The following is a 16,640-nucleotide window of genomic DNA, read 5'->3' as shown; positions in this document are numbered from 1 at the left end:
CATTCACAGACATGTAGCACGGTAAGGCCAGCTGGGTCGCTCATCGCATCATGTCCTGTGCAAGCGCGGCGAAGGCCAGCGCCGATCCCTTCCAACTGTACTGCTTGACCCGCTCATGTCCTTTGCCAACTAACTTTGCGCGTCGTACCGGATCATCATGAAGCGTCAGGATTGAATCCAACCAACGATCGGGCGCATGCGGTGGCAGCAGAATTGCGGCATCGCCCAACACTTCAGGAAGTGCTGAACTGTCTGAGGCGATGACGGGGCAGCCGAACTTCATCGCCTCGATCGCCGGCACCCCAAACCCTTCGTAAAGCGAGGGAAATAGGAAGGCAGAGGCTTGGCAATACAATGCAGCGAGCGTCTCGTCCGACACGAAGCCAAGGTTAACAACATTATCTTCAACCCCCCGCACCCCTCCACCAAACACCTTGGCATTACCACCGCCTGCAACGACGACACAGATGCCGCGCTCGGCGAGGTGCGGTGCGATACCAGCGATCATGCCGATGTTTTTGTTTGCCGACCGGCTGCCGAGGCAAAGCACGTATGGTGAGCGCACGCCTTCAGGCAGCAGTCTCTTTGTGCCCGTATCAACGTCCGAATCAAAATTGTCTGCCGCATTGTAGGTAATCGCATCAGGCGCCCGATTGGCGATCCCGAGCTCGACCAATTTGTCCGCCGAAAAGCGCGACACGGTGGTCCAACGGGCACTGGTCGCGATGATCCGTGGGATGACCAGATCGTACCATTTGCGGAACTGCCACGAAAAGTTCTGTGGGATCAACCAGGGATGCGCGTCATGGACGCAGGTGATGTTCCGTCGCGACGCGAAGGGCGCCATGTTGCATAGGTTGAGAATAACGTCGCGGCCCTGTGCCGAACGCGGCAGATGCCATTGTTCCCATAGCTGCCCCCCGGATTCTCCAACTCGCAGTTCCGGGATGAGCGGGGTAAGAGCAGGCGAATTGGACTGCGGGCGCACGATGAGCAGGTCGAGCCCGTCGAGTCGAGCATCTCCAGCGGCCTTGAGCATGCCGAGCGCCCGCGTCACTTCGCGTCCGAAGCGTTCTACGCCGGTGACCGGCTTGTCGAGGAAACGACCATTGATAAGAACGCGCATGGTTTTCCAATTTGGGGAAGGTTGGCGAAATACGGGAGATGGCCGATCTTTATTGGTAGCGGCAATTTACGCTTGTCTTGCCTTTGATCGCTACTGGCTCAACCGCGCTTGACTGTTGACGATGACGTCGTCTGTCACAGGTTTGGCCCAAATGGCCAAGGCGATCCCGACCCCGATTATTGCCGCGACCGCACGGCCATCATAGATGTAGCCGATGCGCAAAATTTCGAAGATGGAATAAAGTACAATCGGATATACATAGCGTAGTCTTCCTCGCCCGCTCCGGAAGGAGGCAAAGGTGAAGCCTGCAATTGCGCCATAGGCGGCCATGAAAATGATAGCAAGTAACCATCCCCAGTCATAGACAACTGTAAGAAATCCAGTTGTGTTATTATATTCGGGAGAAGCATATATATTTAAAAAATCAAGAAACCAAGAATACGGACCAGTGGCATCACCATTTCTTGATTCACCAGATAAAATTTTCCCGATGACCGGGAACCTATATAGCCAATTAAGAGTCCACCCCCCGCTGTAAGTCGGGTTTGGCGAATATTCCATGATCGCGCATATGTTATTCAAAGATGTAACATAATACAACATAAAGCGATCGACAACAAAATGTGGGAAATTGTCATATAATTCAATATAATGATTAATCCAGCTTCGCGGGTACTCAAAAACTGCAAAAAATACTGGTGCAATAGTATAAAGAACAAAAGGGAAAGGCCTAATTGCAAGGCGGAATATAATTTGTGAAAAATTACGCCCGGTTACATAGACAGCAAAAACCGGGATCGCAATCTCGACGATTGCTATGCGCTCAGAAAAAGCCGCAGCGCGAAAAATGGCGAGTAGTATGATGATCGCCATCTTCCAGTGATAGGTTGCTGGAAGGCGCTCGCCGTCCTGGAACTGTTTAATCGCGTAGATGATTGCATAGGAAATACCAAATTGCGTCGCGGTAGTGACCCCCGAGATGTTCTGCGCATTGTCGCGCACGTCGTACATCGCACCGACGGTGCCGCGGATCGTGTCGAGAATGAGCCCCGGCTGGGACAGGACCAGCGGTCCGAACCAGATCAGATAGGCCACGACCGTTACGTAGAACAGAAAATCGAGGCAGCCATCACCTAGCTTCACCTTACGATTGAAGGCCTTGCGCCCCCCCGGAATTGCACCTGCCACGAACGCTAGGAAAAGACAGAGGCTGCCGAACACGTAACTTGGCTCGAGGAATACCACCCGCGATGCGAGGACCGGCGCATTTTCGATTACGTAGGGAGTGATCGCCGCAATCAGCAGAAAGAACGGCACCACAAAATACAGCATCAATAATGCCGGTGAATGCCACCAGCGCATCTCGATGCCTTCGGCAGGCGTGGCGATCTTAAGCATACGCGCCTCATACGCAGCGCTTCCTTGGGGGTAAAGAGAGGCATCACAGGAAGCGCGGCAGCGCTTGAGATGGTTCGCATCGCCCGGTCGCGGCTTCATGGGTTACAACGATAGACCTTTTCCTCACTGATGCCCCCGGCAGGATTGTTGCAGATTGGCGTGCAAAAGGTCGACGGCGTCAGGGAGGTGCGGACTATACGCGCACCGATCACCGCAGCACCAAACGAGGTGCCAGACAGCAGCTGCCAGCGGCACTAGCCAATTCCCTAACGCCACGGCAAAGCGCACCACAAAGCATCGTCGTCCAGATGGAGACGACGCTGATGATATGGGCAAACAGAGGTGGCCCGGTTTGCCTGAACAGGCTTGCGGTCTGGATAAGTGGACAGCCGCTCGTTGATCATGCCGCTGCGAGAAGCGGCTGTTGAAAATATATATGGTCGGGCGTGCGGCCGCCAAGCGCGGAATGCGGCCTGACGGCATTGTAGAACGCGATGTAGCGACCGATGCTGCCGCGGGCTTCGGGGACCGAGGCGTAGGCGTTGAGGTATACCTCCTCGTATTTCACCGAGCGCCAGAGGCGCTCGACGAACACGTTGTCACGCCAGCAGCCTTTCCCGTCCATGCTGATGGCGATCTTCTCGCGCAGGAGGACGGCGGTGAACGCGGTGCTGGTGAACTGCGAGCCCTGGTCGCTGTTGAAAATCGCTGGCTTACCATAGCGGGCGAGCGCTTCCTCCAGCGCCTCGATGCAGAATTCGGCATCCAGCGAGATCGACACCCGCCACGCCAGCACGCGCCGGGTGAACCAGTCGACGATGGCGACGAGGTAGACGAAGCCGCGCGCCATCGGCACGTAGGTGATGTCCGTCGCCCACACCTGGTTGGGCCTCGTGGGAGTGTCAGGAATTTGGTGTGTGGGCGGGCGGATGAACATTACGCCGCCATGGCCTTGATGAAGCGTTCACCGAAGATGACGGCGAACTGGGCCTTGGCCATGGTCCACTCACGTGGCGGCATCTTCCACTCTTTTTCCGAACGGTTCAAGATCAGGTAGAGCAGCTTGGCGGCAGCCTCGTCGCTGGGGAAATGCCCACGGGCACGAACCGCCCGGCGCAGCTTCGAATTGAGCGCCTCGATGGCATTTGTCGTGTAGATGATCCGCCGGACCTCGTCTGGGAAGGCGAAGAACGGGATGACCTCGGCCCAGGCGCGGCGCCAGCTCTGGCCGATGGCGGGGTAGCGGGTGCCCCGGGGACCGGCCTCGAATGCGGTCAGCGCCTGCTCGGCCGCCTCGGCGCTGGGTGCGCGGTAGACCTGCTTCAGCGCGCTCGCCAGGCCCTTGCGGTCCTTCCAGGATACGAAATCCATGGAATTGCGCAGCAGGTGGACGATGCAGGTTTGAACCACGGCGTCGGGAAACACGGCGGTGATCGCCTCGGGAAAGCCTTTCAGCCCGTCGACGACGGCGAGCAGGATGTCCTGGGTGCCGCGGTTCCTGAGCTCGTTCATGACCCTGAGCCAGAATTTGGCACCCTCGTTCTGCTCCAGCACAGGCCCAGCACCTCCTTGGCACCCCCCGCCTTCGCGGGGGCAGGCTGCGCGGACACCAAGGGCGATGTGGATCGCCTTGTTGCGCACCATGCCCTCGTCCCGAATCTTCACCCGCAAGGCGTCGAAAAAGACGAGCGGGTAGACCGGACCCAGCGGCCGCGGCTGCCAGATCGCCACCTCGTCGAGTACGGCGTCGGTCACCGTCGAGATCAGATCGGGCGACACAGCCTGCCCCGGCGAAGGCCGGGGTCGATGCCGTACAGATCATGTAGGTGCCCCGTGATCTCCCGGGTGCCCATGCCGCGCGCGTACATCGACACGATCTTTTCATCGAAACCTGGAAAGCGCCGCTGGTATTTGGCGATCAGCTGCGGGTCGAAGCTGGCTTGCCGGTCGCGCGGTACGTCGATCGCCAGCTTGCCGGTATCGGTCGTGATCGTCTTCCGGCCGTAGCCGTTGCGCGAGTTGCCAGCTCCGTCTTCCCCAGCCAGGTGGTGATCCATCTCGGCGTTCAGGGCACGCTCGGCCAGCGCCTTCTTCAGCGCATCCAGCAGCCCTCCCTGCGCCAAAGCGGTGCCCGCGTCACCGCCGGCCAACAACTGATCCAGAAGCTCGTTCGGTATCGCCGGCTCTTTGCGTCGGGACATATCGGGCCTCCTTCCTTCCCGTTATGCCCGCCCACACACGAAATTCCTGACAGTCCCGGCCTCGTCACCGCCAGCTTGCGCAGCAGGTAGGGATAGACCTTGTGCCCCGGTGCCGGTTTCGACGTGTTCGGACGACGGTAGATCGCCTCCAACCCCATCCGCTTCATCAGCGTCGCGACATGCAGCCGGCCGACTGACATGCCTTCCTGCCGAAGCAGGTCGCGCAGCATCCGGCTACCCGCGAACGGGTAGAGCAGGTGCAATTCGTCGATCCGCCGCATGATAGCCAGATCGGCCTCCGGCACGGCGCGTGGCAGATAGTAGATGCTGCCGCGGCTGATCCCGAGCTGCCGCGCCTGGGCGACCAGCGGCAGCACAGAACTGCGGTCGATCATCGCTTTGCGCTCGGCAACAGACCGGCCTTCCCGAGCGCACCGGACAAAAAATCATTCGCCAGCGTCAGTTCGCGGATTTTGGCATGCAGCACTTCGACGTCGACCGCCGGTTCTACCGCGGACTGCTCCGACCCGAACACGTCAGCCGCACCTTCCAGCAGCCGTGCCCGCCACTGGTTGATGAGGTTCAGGTGCACATCATATTGCTGCGCCAACTCAGCCAGCGTCTTCTCACCCTTCACCGCAGCCAACGCCACCTTCGCCTTGAACGCCGGGTTGTGCTTACGCCGGGGTCGCTTGCTCATCTTGCCTCCTGTTCGCGGCCACCATGGCCACTGTCAGATCGGCAATCCACTTATCCGCGATGTTCATTCCCCGAGCCACATCGCAACTGTGCCGGAGCGATTCCGTTGTGCATGGCTGGACTACTTGTAAACTGGTCTTGAATGATCAATTGTGATCGCGTAAGCGGTGGACCATGCTTCGCCGCGTTAGCACCCGTTTGGCTTGGTATGTCCGTCGCGCAGCCCTGATCCGTGCGCGCATAGGCGCAAGAAGTTACATCAGTAGCGGCGTAAATTTGACGAACTGCCGATTAGCAGTCGGGACTGACGTATTCATCAACAAGGGCCTGCTTGTTGAAGGCGATGGAGGCGTCATAATAGGCAACAACGTCCGTATTGGTCCACGGGTGACAATAATAACTTCTTCTCACCATATAACCAATGATGAGAAATGCCGCGCTAGCCATGACCTCTTTACGAAACCTGTGGCAATAGCTGATGGAGTATGGATAGGCGCGTCAGTGACAGTTTTACCTGGCGTTACAATTGGTGCTGGAAGTGTAATTGCCGCTGGCGCAATAGTTATAAAAGACGTTCCCACTAACGTAATCGTGGCCGGAGTGCCAGCTGGGGTAATTCGATCTCTTTCAGCGCAAAATTAACGTCAATTTGACTAAGGCGTAGCGGCTTTCCTGTTTCACTGCAGGGGTGGGCCACAGGTGTCCGGGTGTGGCGTGACGTGACCCCAATCTTTCATCCAGCGGCAACCAGAGACCGACCGACGTTTGAGGGTCCCCCGGTTTCTCATCCAAGTCGAGGGTGAGTTTCCGGCGTTCATTCGGCCGCGATCTTGGCCGCGGCAGCAGCATATTCGGCCGACGTCAGCCAGCCAAGCGATATGTGAGAGCGGCTCTCGTTGTAGTCTCGCCGCCAGGCCTCGATCTTGGCCCACGCGTCCTCCAGCGACAGGAACCAGTGCGTGTTCAGGCACTCATCCCGAAGGCGGCCATTGAACGACTCTACGAACGCGTTGTCCGTCGGCTTGCCCGGCCGGCTGAAGTCCAGCGTGACGCCATTCTCGTATGCCCAGCGGTCAGGCGCCTTCGATATGAACTCTGGGTCATAGCACATCGGGAAGCGCTGGTTCGGGAGCCGATATGGCCCTGATGAAGACAAGGTCGCGAAGCGGCCGCAGGCTTCATCAGGGCCAGCCATGGCTGGCCAGCAGGTATCTAAAGTAAAGTTGCCGAGACAACACTTTGGAGACCGACCGACCATGACCAAGCTCACCTCTACGTGTAGAGGCTCGCAAACATAGCGGCGTCTGCTCGCCATGGGAGCGATTCTCTGCTCACGCTATCTGCCACTGACGGGTGGCATTTTGCTCAAATTAGCTGCCAGCGTGCTCGCCATCATCCGGCGCTGCTCGCAATCGGGATTTTCTGCTCACATTATCCGTTCCGGATAAATGCCAATGGCGGGTTCCTTTCGTGTCGTTGGATCGTCCCATTTCTCCGTCTCAAACGGGCCATTTCGGGAATGAGCAATCGGGAACATATTTCGGGAAAACGGCTACCTGGGGTCATCGCAGAATGTCTTTCTGAGCGTACGCTAAGGGCGGGCCGGTGATCCCGTCGTCCGCAGCGGCCTGAATCGCTCGCGGGGTTTGTCGATTTCGTTCCACAGATAGTCGCCGGTGAGGCTGATGTGCTCCCAGCCCAGCGGGGCGACATGGGCGAGCAGGGTGTCGGGCACGTCGATGCCGCGCTCGCGCAGGTGGCGGACGGCGCGGTCGAGATAAACGGTGTTCCACAGGATGATGGCCGAGACGATCAGGTTGAGGCCGGAAGCGCGATGTCACTGGTTCTCGAAGGTGCGGTCGCGCAATTCGCCGAGGCGGTTGAAGAAGACGGCACAGGCGAGCGCGTTGCGGGCCTCGCCCTTGTTGAGGTTGGCGTTGGTGCGCCGACGCAGATCGGGATCGTCGAGCCAGTCGAGCATGAACAGGGTGCGCTCGACCCGTCCGATCTCACGCAGCGCGCGGGCGACGGGGTTCTGGCGGGGATAGCCGGCGAGCTTGCGCAGCATCACCGATGCGCGGACGGTGCCGGCCCGGATCGAGGCGGCAAGCCGCAGCGTCTCGTCCCAATCCTCCTCGATGGCGCGCAGGTTGACCGGTCCGGCAATGAGGGGTCGCAGCGTCGGCCAGGGTGCTAGGTCGCTCATGGCATAGAGGCGGCGTTCGCCAAGGTCGCGGATGCGGGGCACGAAGCGGAAGCCGAGCAGGTGGCACAGGCCGAAGACATGATCGACGGCGCCGGCGGTGTCGGTCGCATGCTCGCGGATCGCGATACCGCTTTCATGGTCGAGCAGGCCGTCGATGACGTGTGGAGCCTCGCCGGCATTGGCGGCGATGACCTTGCTGTGGAAGGGCGCGAAGCGGTCGGAGATGTGGGTGTAGAACAGCACGCCGGGCTCGCTGCCATAGCGGGCATTGTGATCGGCGCGCGCCTCGCCGCGCCCGCCCGCACGAAAGAACTGCCCGTCCGATGACGAAGTGTCACCCGGCCCCCATAAACGGCTGAGCGGATGGGCATGGTGGTGATCGACGATCGCGGCGAGCGCGCTGGCGTAGGTTTCGTCGCGGATATGCCATTCGGCGGTCCACAGCAGCCGGGCATGGGTCAGCCCGCGCGAGCTTTCCGCCATGCGGGCCAGGCCGAGATTGGTGCCATCGGCGAGGATCGCTCCCATCAGTGCGGGCTGGTCGCTCGCCGCCATGCCGGTGCGGGCATGAACGAAGCGATCGGCGAAGCCGGTCCAGGTCGAAACCTCGGCGAGCAGATCAGTGATGCGGATGCGCGGCAGCAGGCCATAGAGGCGGGCCTTCAGTTCCTCTGCCTCGTCGGGTGTCGAGCGCCGCAGCGGCGAGATGGTCAGGCGGCCGTCTTCGATCGCGGCATCGGGCAGCGTTCCCTGGGCCGCGGCGGCCTCGACTTCGTCCATGCGCTGGCGCAGCCGGTCGCGGTGCACGGCGATCCAGTCGGCCGCACTGCCGCTCACCGCGAGGCCGAGCTGCCCTTCGGCGCGCATGGTTGCGAAGGCCGTGGCCGGCAGAAGATAATCGTCGAGCGTGCGATAGGCGCGGCTGCCGTCCACCCAGATTGCGCCCGAGGCGAGCCGGTCGCGCAGATGGACCAGCACGGCGATCTCCCAGGCGCGCCGATTGAACGCGCCATCAGGCGGCATGACAATGCGACGCCATTTGGGTTTCAGGAACGACAGGGGTGCCTTGCGCGGCAGGATCGTCCGACCGTCCGCGTAGAAGGTGCGGAGCAATTCGACCGCGCCGAGCAGCGGATCACCGGGGCGGGCCGTCCGGAAGCGGAACGAGACGAGGAAGGTCGGCAGGAAGCGGCGAACCGCCGGATAACGTTCCACCACCTCGTCTAAGCCATCTTCGCCCGGACGGGTCAGTTCCTCGGCCGCACGCATGCTCTGTTCGAGCGCAGGCCATCCGATCCGCTCGTCGACGAGCGCCAGCGCGTTCCTTCCGGTGCTGCGTGCGTCGAACAGCGTCCGCCCGAGGCGAATATGCAGGCGGGCGGTGTCGCGGAACAGTCGGGCCTGTTCGATCAGCCGCTCCGACCGCGTGCGATCGGCGCGCCGGAACATCGCGCCCACCATCTTTTCTACCATCAGGATGGCGGCGTCGGTCAGCGCCACCTCCATCTCGATCGCGAAGGCGACCAGGGTGGCGAGGCGACGACGGTCTTCGAGCCGGGCCAGGTGTTGGGCGGTCATAATTGCGGCCTCGCGCGCGATCACCGCATAGCGACTGGCATGGATGCGCCGTGCACGCTCCGCCTCAATGCCAAGGCCACGGACATGATCGAGCCGTTCGACGATCGCCTTGAGATTGGCCGCACCCGGCGCTTCCGGCCAGTCGCGTATCCACGCCAGCGGCGAACGGGTGGGTGTTCCCCCGACCCGCAGCAGCGCATCGAGCCGCTCTACCTGGTCCGGCGTCAGGTCGCGGCCGAGCCGGGCGAACGCCTGCCGTCTCGCTTCCGCGCGTGCGACCAGCGCGATCCGCTCGAGAACAGCCAGCAGCGGCAGCACGACACCCGCCCCGCGCAACCGTTCGACCATGGCCGCGACGATGGCATCGCAGCGGTCGGTGGATGCGGCCACCTTGCCAGCGGTCGCGAAGACCATGCCGCGGTCGGCGCGCTCGAAAGAGCGAAGGCCAAGCCGGCGCTCGATCGCGGCACGATGCTCGCGCAACGTCGTGTCACGCGCGGCATAGTCGGTGAAGGCATCCGGAGCGCAGCCGATCTGCGCGGCAAGCACCGTGAGCATTGCCTGAGGCGGTGCTTCACCGGGTTCGATCGCCCGGCCGGGATGGCGGAGGTAGCCAAGCTGCACCGCATAGCCGATCCGGTTGCCGGGACGTCTGCGCCGGAACACCTCGACAAGATCGTCGGGACCGAGCGTGTACAGCCGCTCGATCGAGGCGTGGTCCGATGGCGGATCGAACAATGCGGCGCGCTGCGCCGGTGACAGGATTTGCGCGACCATCTTGACCCTGTTCCCCCTGATGTCACACAATCATGTCGTGATGACGTTGATACGACATAGACAGAGTGACTTGTTAAGTGACAGTATGGCGCCGCTTTGCGGTGCTGCCGTCGTCTGTCACGTGGACGCTCGTTAAAGTGACGGTGCTGATCGGCTATGCGCGGGTGTCGAAGGCGGATGGCAGCCAGGTCATCGACCTCCAGCGCGACGCGCTGGCGAAGGCCGGGGTAGATCTGGAGCATCACCTCTATACCGACGCCGCATCGGGCAAGCGCGACGACCGGCCGGGGCTGGATGCGTGCATCAAGGCGCTGCGTCATGGTGATACGCTGGTGGTGTGGAAGCTGGACCGATTGGGGCGCGACCTGCGCCATCTCGTCAATCTGGTCGGCGACCTGACGAAGCGCGGCATCGGACTCAAGGTGCTCGCCGGCGAGGGTGCGTCGATCGACACCACCACTGCCAACGGTCGGCTTGTCTTCGCGATCTTCGCCGGGCTGGCCGAGTTCGAGCGTGAGTTGATCGTCGAGCGGACCAAGGCGGGCCTCGCCGCAGCGCGTGCTCGCGGACGCAGCGGCGGTCGCCCGTTCAAGATGACGCCCGCCAAACTACGCCTCGCCCAGGCAGCGATGGGCAAGCCTGAAACGAAGGTCGCCGAGTTGTGCGCCGAACTCGGCATCACCCGCCAGACGCTTTACCGCTTCGTCGGCCCGAAGGGAGAGATCAGATCGGACGGCGAGAAGCTGTTGAAGCGCAAATCACGATCACTGGTATAGTGAGGATCGCAAGAATGCCGAAAATACGGGCCGCATACCGCTTCCTCGCCATGTCGGTGGTATTGATGGCAACGCCAGCCTTGGCCCAGCACCAACAGAGTACTTCCCTGCCGCAATCCTTCGGGCGCGGCGTGGCTTCCGTCGATCCCCAGCAACAGGATCGGTGGATCGAGCTGAACGCGGATGTGGACGGCCTCGTCATCATGTCGATCATGCTGAACGGTCAGCGTCTGATGGCGATGGTCGATACCGGTGCCCCGACGACTACAATCGATGCCGACTGGGCGACACGACACGGTCTGCAGCTTCAGCCTTATCAGAAGATCCGCGCGATGGGCGGTGATGCGGTGCAAGCCTTTATAGCGCCCATAGACCGACTTCAGATTGCCGGGTTTCAGCAGGCCGGTGGTGCCGTTCAGGTTGCGGACCTCAGCCCCTTGTCGTCGACGGCGGGCACACCGATCGACGCCGTGATCGGTGTGGACTTCCTGTCAGCCTATGCCGTCACGCTGGACCTCGACAAGCATCGTATTCGCTTTCAGCCTAGCGGCTCGCCGCGTCCTTCGGGGGATGTCGTGCCGGTCGAACTGCGCGACCGCAGACGCGGATTGAGCACAAAGCTCTTCATTGGAAAACGCCTGCTGTCGCCCGTCATGATCGACACCGGAGATGACGCCAGCATGGCGATCACCAAGGATGCCTGGCACGCATCGGATGTGCCACTGCGTCTGACGGATATCGCATCCACCGGTTTGAGCGGCGATGTGATCCTGTCGGAGTTGGGCCGCGTCGACGGCGTTCGGTTCGGGAGTAAGGTATTCGACAAAGTCCCCATGATGTTCGAGCCAGCGCCGCTTGTTCCTGGAGACGAAGCCCGCATCGGCATGAAGCTGCTCGACCGCTTCAATATCTTCCTGGACATCGGGCAGCGGGTGATGATCCTATCGCCCCGATCCATTCCCCCGACGCCCGCTCCCATCACCATGTCCGGCATACAGGGAGTATGGTCGGACGCCGACTTGCAGATCGTCCATGTGATGAAGGGCTCCCCGGCCGAAGCCTTGAGGTTGCGCGCTGGCGACCGCATCTGCGCGATCGACGGAACGAGGATCACGGCCGATGATCAGTCGCCGCTCAGAACATGGAGTTTGGGGCCAGCGGGCAAGGTGATTCCGCTGACGATGTGCGACGGCCGTATCCTATCAATCACGCTGCGGGAGTTTTACTGACGCGGCTTCCTATCCCAACGCCGATCAGCCCTTAGCGTACGCGGGTGAAGAGATTCTGCGATGACCCCATTCAGCTCCGGCGAAAACCGCACTAGGCGAGAGCCTTTTGTATTTAATAAGATAATGCCCTTTAGGAGGGTATTATCTTATTGAACATGGTAAATGATCAACCTCCCAAATTCTTCACATTAATGAGGTGTAAATTGTAATTTGACTTATCAAATTACTTTAAAAAATATTAATTTACAAATTTGGCAATGCCATTGTCTATTTAAATATACGCCATAATTCATCTCTTATTTCATCAAGCCTTTGATTTGCATCTAACCTTTCTTTGTAGTCATCTATCCATATACTATATTCGGAAAAACCGCGTCCTCCAGCTACCATGGAACGATATATAGATCCGGCTCCGTCCGTGTTGCCGGCATCTAATTCATTAAGCGCGTTTTCTATGCCTATTATCCAATTTTTGTCGCCCTGAGATTTCAAAATATCATGCGCTTCCTGGAAAAGTAGGCGAGCTTTTGAATTTAGACTAATCATGATTCACCGTATAGGTGATGTGCCTGTGACTTGAACGCCTGGAATCTTCCAAGGTTCAGGAACGAAAACTTGGTTGGTTCCTGGTCCTCCCAAATATATGCCTCCTTGATAACCAACAGGCCCTTCATATATCGTCGTGCCCTTGGGAATTGTTACAGTATATACGTTATCTATGGGGGATGATCCTGTATATACACCAGTCTTGGGATCAATCCATTGTGGTTTTACCGCAGAGTCGATTCGAACCTGTGCTACCGATTTTGGCGGCTCTCGAGTAAACCATTGTCCAAGAGGCTTTCCGGCCTCACCTCCGCGGTACAATACAAGGTCATCGGCAAGTATTGTTGCGTTGTAGCGGCCTCCCGCAAAATTACTGGCCGGATTGCCGCGAAGTTGTGCAAGGGGGCCGGGATTATGAACCTGATTATATTTAAAGTGTGTGCAAGCTGCTAATCCGAGAGGATCACCCCAACGGATTGGATCATGCACATAGGCATGGGTCCGCAGGCCGCCGTCCACACCGATCGGGTCGGGGGACAGATATTGGCCGGTATCCGGGTCGTAATAGCGGTTGAGGTTGTAGTGCAGCCCGCTTTCCGCATCCTCCCATTGCCCGGGGAAGCGCAACGCACAGGGGGTGGTTTTGCCCTCCGCGCCGAGACCAGCGCCCCCGCGTTCGCGCAGCAGCGCGCGGGCGGTGCGGGTGCGGCCCCATAGCTCCGGCTCGGCGCGCCAGTGGCATTGGCCGTCCTCGTCGAACAGCGCGTGCGGCGCGCCGAGCTGGTCGGCGACGATCGGCAGCCACTGGGCTTCCGCGGGCACCGGTTCGGCATCCGCGCCCGCCGGAACCAGTTCCCTGGCCAGGGGGCGCAGGCCGTCGGGCTCGAAATGCCAGCGTTCGATCGAGAGGCGTTCTCCCCCCTCGCCTTCGCCCGAGTGATGCCCCGAGCGATGCCACGCCTCGGCCAGGGACGTGCCCTGCCAGACATAATCGACCCGCCGCGCGCTCGGGCCGCCCAGCAGCACCTTGCCCACGCGCCGCCCGAAGGCGTCATAGCTGTAGCGCCAGCGCGCGCCGTCGGGCGTCTCCAGCTCGGCCAGCCGGTCGAACCCGTCCCAGCGATAGCGCCAGCGGCGCGGGCGAAAGCCGTGCTCGGACTGGATACGCTCGACCATCCGACCGCGCGCGTCATAGCGGAAGCGGTTCGGCCCCGCCTCCACCACGCAGTCGCACCAGTAACGATGCTCGCCCGCCAACCCTTCGGCCAGATTCATCAGCGCGTCGTAGTGATAGGCCTCGCACGCGCCGGGCCGCTCGACGGCGACCGTCTGGTCGCGCAGGTCGTAATGGAAGCGCGTCTCGCCCGGGACGGTGCCCGTGCCGGCGTCCCGGATCCCCGCCAGCCGCCCGGCGCGATCCCAGTCATAGTGGCGCACCAGCTCACCGGGCGCGGGCGGTGTGCCCGAGAAGACCGCGACCCCGCCCGCCCGCTGCTCCGCCAGTCGTCCGGCAGGGTCATAGGCCTGGGTCAGTTGAAAGGCGGTACGTGTCCCAATCGCGGCCGCCTCGCGCAGCGTCTCCAGCCCGCTGGCGTCATGCGCGAAACGCAGCGCATGGCCGTTGCTCTCATAGCGGCGCAGCAGCCCGGCATCGTCAAAGCGCAGCGCGGTCTCACCGCTGGGGCTGGTGCGCCCGACACAGCGTCCCGCTTCGTCGTAACGATAGGTGACGGCGATGCCGTTCTGCTCTTCGGCGACCAGCCGCCCCTTGTCGTCATAGCGCAGCCCGACATCGGCGATCGCCCGCGGCACGCCGTCGACCAGCCGCCAGGTCGTCGCGCTCACCAGCCGGTCCGCGTCGTCATAGCGATAGGAGATCGCGTCCTCGCCCGCGATCACCCGGGTGATACGGTCGCGGTCGTCCCATTCGAAATGCTGCTCGGTTGCGTCGGGCATCCGCTTGGCCAGAACCCGACCCAGCGCGTCGCGGTGATAGAGCGTCTCCCGCCCGGCCCAGTCGCCCTGCCCCGCCAGTCGCCCCGCCGCGTCATAGCGGAAATGCCAGGCCTGTCCGGCCGCATTGGTGATCGTCGCCAGCCGCCCCGCACCGTCATAGGCGAAGCCGGTTGTAGCCCCCAACGGATCGATCGTCCGGCGCAGCGTGTCGAAGGCGCCGTGGACGAAACGGGTCGCCTGTCCATCGCCCCGGATGCGCGCGGCGAGCAGGCCCTCGCCGTCATAGGCGAAGCGGGTTTCGCCGCCATCGGGGGTGCGCGCCCAGCTGACCGCGCCGCGGGGATTGTCGGCCGAGCGCTCATAGTCCCAGGCACTGGTACGCCCGGCGGGATCGGTCAGCTCCAGCAACCGTCCGAACCGGTCCCAGCGATAGCGGGTGACACGCTCGCTCGCCGAGGCGGTGGACGGATCGTGGCGGGCGACCGGACGCCCGGCTGCGTCATTCTCGTACCGGGTGGGGCCATTACCGGCGACATGCTCCTCGATCAGCGCGCCGCGTTCGTCATAGCGCGCGGTCACCTGGACCCCGTCCGCCCCGGTCCAGCCGATGATGTTGCCCGCCGCGTCGCGGGTCCAGCGGACCGCGCCGTCCGGCGCCGCAAAGGCGGCCAGCGCACCCCAGCGGTCATAGGCCCAGGTCACGCTGCGCCCGCTCCAGTCGGTCTGTGCGATCAGGCGACCGTCGCCGTCATAGGCGAAGCGCGTCTCGCGCCCGGCGGGGTCGATACGCCGCTGCAGCCGCTCCAGCGCGTCCCACTCGCTGACCGTGCGCGCGCCGAGCGGGTCGATCTCCTCGACGACCAGGTTATTCGCGTCATAGCGAAAGCTGGTGACCGCGCCGGTGGCGTCGACATAGCGCGACAGCCGTTCCTCGGGGAAATAGAGGAAGCGGTCGTCGAACATGCCGTCGCCGGTGCGCGTCCCCGTCACCCGTCCGGCCGCGTCATAGGCGATCTCGACCCGGGTCGAGCCGCTGTCCTGCCACCCGTTCAGCCAGCCTTCGGACGAATAGCGATAATGGAACTCGCCGGTGAACGCGCCCTGCACATCGAGCAGATGCCCGGCCGCGTCATAGCGATAGCGGACCAGCGGCTCGCGCTCGCCCTCCATCCACAGCGCGCTCAGCCAGCCCTGCGGCGTGGTGTCGACGCGGAAGCGCGTGCCGTCGGGAACGCGCACCCCGCGCAGCCGCCCCTCGGCATCGCGGTCGAAGACGATGCGGTTGCCGTTGCGATCCTCGATCCCCGCCATCAGCATCCGCGCGGGGTCGCGGGTCGGCGCGAAGATCAGATAGTGCTGGCTGCGGCTGTCATACAGGCGCAGCGCCTCGCGCGGGCCGGTCAGCCGGTAATAGGGCGCCTTGAGGTGGCGCGCCTCGACATGCGCGCCGTCACCGATCGCGAAGACCAGCCGCTGGCCCCCCGCATCCTCTAACAGCGCGGTGCCCGCCTCGGCGTCGAGCGACAGCCGCTGCGACCAGTTGCAGATCCACCGCGGGCCGAGCAGCCCCTCGACGCGCATCCTGCCCGGATAGGTGCGCTCCAGCCGGAGCGGCAGCAGCCCGGGATATTCGAAATCGACCCGTGCATCGGCATAATCGCCGGTGACCACGTCGACGGGCTCGCCGAACAGTCGGCGGAGCGGCCCGTCGAGCAAACCGCCCTGGCGAACGGCGGAGCGCATTCCCACCACCTCGGCCACCGACAGCAGCAACTGCTCGGCGACCGACAATTCGGCGTCGGGCGTGCCATAGCTGCCGGTGGTGTTGTCGCCGAAGACCGTCTCGCACCCCTGCTGCACCACCGCGTCGCAGGACAGCTTGTGGCCGATCCGCGCCATGGGCAGGCCGTTGATGAAGATCGTCTGGCTGCCCTCGATGATCGCGGAGGGCGGGCTGCCGGGATGCTTGGTGCAGGCGGCCGTATCGGTGACCCGCGCGGCGCGCTTGCCCTCGAAGAAGAGTAAGCGCTGTTGCGCGGTCACCTTGCTGATGGCGGCATAACCGGGGACGGATTGGCCTTTCTGGATAGCAGCAAGGCCTACAGCCATGACGATGTCATGTGACGATACTGGCACGAGGCCGGTTCG

General features: G+C 62.2%; 7 protein-coding genes and 5 pseudogenes. 3 read left to right on the top strand and 9 right to left on the bottom strand.

Features of this window, described 5'->3' with window-relative positions:
* Positions 1 to 40: 40 nt before the first annotated feature.
* The 5 genes and pseudogenes from BSZ14_RS15200 to BSZ14_RS19040 form a co-directional block, all read right to left on the bottom strand.
* A complete protein-coding gene (locus BSZ14_RS15200) occupies positions 41 to 1,126 on the bottom strand; it encodes a glycosyltransferase family 4 protein (protein ID WP_076711561.1) in 1,086 nt (361 codons plus the stop codon).
* 90 nt (positions 1,127 to 1,216) lie between these two features.
* Positions 1,217 to 2,623: an O-antigen polymerase gene (locus BSZ14_RS15195; RefSeq protein ID WP_158069220.1), complete on the bottom strand. Its 1,407-nt coding sequence runs from the start codon at positions 2,621 to 2,623 to the stop codon at positions 1,217 to 1,219.
* A gap of 301 nt (positions 2,624 to 2,924) precedes the next feature.
* Positions 2,925 to 3,419: pseudogene (locus tag BSZ14_RS15190) on the bottom strand (IS3 family transposase); the annotation flags it as partial.
* A gap of 41 nt (positions 3,420 to 3,460) precedes the next feature.
* Positions 3,461 to 4,725, bottom strand: a pseudogene (locus BSZ14_RS15185) (IS256 family transposase).
* A 56-nt stretch (positions 4,726 to 4,781) separates the two neighbouring features.
* Positions 4,782 to 5,425 (bottom strand): annotated as a pseudogene (locus tag BSZ14_RS19040) (IS3 family transposase); the annotation flags it as partial.
* Positions 5,426 to 5,598: 173 nt separating this feature from the next.
* On the opposite strand from BSZ14_RS19040, the gene BSZ14_RS20345 reads away from it, so the two are divergent.
* Positions 5,599 to 6,066, top strand: coding sequence for a DapH/DapD/GlmU-related protein (locus tag BSZ14_RS20345; RefSeq protein ID WP_083748282.1), 468 nt, complete (start codon positions 5,599 to 5,601; stop codon positions 6,064 to 6,066).
* Positions 6,067 to 6,238: 172 nt separating this feature from the next.
* Here the strand turns inward: BSZ14_RS20345 and BSZ14_RS15165 are convergent.
* A pseudogene (locus tag BSZ14_RS15165) lies at positions 6,239 to 6,523 on the bottom strand (integrase core domain-containing protein); the annotation flags it as partial.
* A gap of 492 nt (positions 6,524 to 7,015) precedes the next feature.
* Positions 7,016 to 9,985 (bottom strand): annotated as a pseudogene (locus tag BSZ14_RS15160) (Tn3 family transposase).
* A gap of 143 nt (positions 9,986 to 10,128) precedes the next feature.
* Between BSZ14_RS15160 and BSZ14_RS15155 the strand changes: the two are divergent.
* Both BSZ14_RS15155 and BSZ14_RS15150 read left to right on the top strand, forming a co-directional pair.
* Complete coding sequence (locus tag BSZ14_RS15155; RefSeq protein ID WP_198930532.1) at positions 10,129 to 10,761, top strand: recombinase family protein; 633 nt, start codon at positions 10,129 to 10,131, stop codon at positions 10,759 to 10,761.
* A 14-nt stretch (positions 10,762 to 10,775) separates the two neighbouring features.
* A complete protein-coding gene (locus BSZ14_RS15150) occupies positions 10,776 to 11,990 on the top strand; it encodes an aspartyl protease family protein (protein ID WP_076711557.1) in 1,215 nt (404 codons plus the stop codon).
* A gap of 267 nt (positions 11,991 to 12,257) precedes the next feature.
* On the opposite strand, the gene BSZ14_RS19425 is transcribed toward BSZ14_RS15150, so the two are convergent.
* Both BSZ14_RS19425 and BSZ14_RS15140 read right to left on the bottom strand, forming a co-directional pair.
* Entirely contained in the window at positions 12,258 to 12,536 is a 279-nt protein-coding gene (locus tag BSZ14_RS19425) for a hypothetical protein (RefSeq protein WP_076711556.1), read from the bottom strand.
* Between the two features lie 3 nt (positions 12,537 to 12,539).
* Positions 12,540 to 16,601: an RHS repeat-associated core domain-containing protein gene (locus BSZ14_RS15140; protein WP_076711555.1), complete on the bottom strand. Its 4,062-nt coding sequence runs from the start codon at positions 16,599 to 16,601 to the stop codon at positions 12,540 to 12,542.
* Between the last annotated feature and the right edge of the window lie 39 nt (positions 16,602 to 16,640).

The organism is Sphingomonas sp. Sph1(2015) (assembly GCF_001970915.1).
Lineage (GTDB): Bacteria > Pseudomonadota > Alphaproteobacteria > Sphingomonadales > Sphingomonadaceae > Sphingomonas > Sphingomonas parapaucimobilis.
Note: the sequence above shows the minus strand (reverse complement) of the source record. Positions and strands in the feature narration are given on the sequence as shown.

What these genes read in the sequence shown, in the direction of transcription:
- BSZ14_RS15200 (WP_076711561.1), bottom strand. Translation starts at nt 1,126, where the DNA reads ATGCGCGTTCTTATCAATGGTCGTTTCCTCGACAAGCCGGTCACCGGC.
- BSZ14_RS15195 (WP_158069220.1), bottom strand. Translation starts at nt 2,623, where the DNA reads ATGAAGCCGCGACCGGGCGATGCGAACCATCTCAAGCGCTGCCGCGCT.
- BSZ14_RS20345 (WP_083748282.1), top strand. Translation starts at nt 5,599, where the DNA reads ATGCTTCGCCGCGTTAGCACCCGTTTGGCTTGGTATGTCCGTCGCGCA.
- BSZ14_RS15150 (WP_076711557.1), top strand. Translation starts at nt 10,776, where the DNA reads ATGCCGAAAATACGGGCCGCATACCGCTTCCTCGCCATGTCGGTGGTA.
- BSZ14_RS19425 (WP_076711556.1), bottom strand. Translation starts at nt 12,536, where the DNA reads ATGATTAGTCTAAATTCAAAAGCTCGCCTACTTTTCCAGGAAGCGCAT.
- BSZ14_RS15140 (WP_076711555.1), bottom strand. Translation starts at nt 16,601, where the DNA reads ATGGCTGTAGGCCTTGCTGCTATCCAGAAAGGCCAATCCGTCCCCGGT.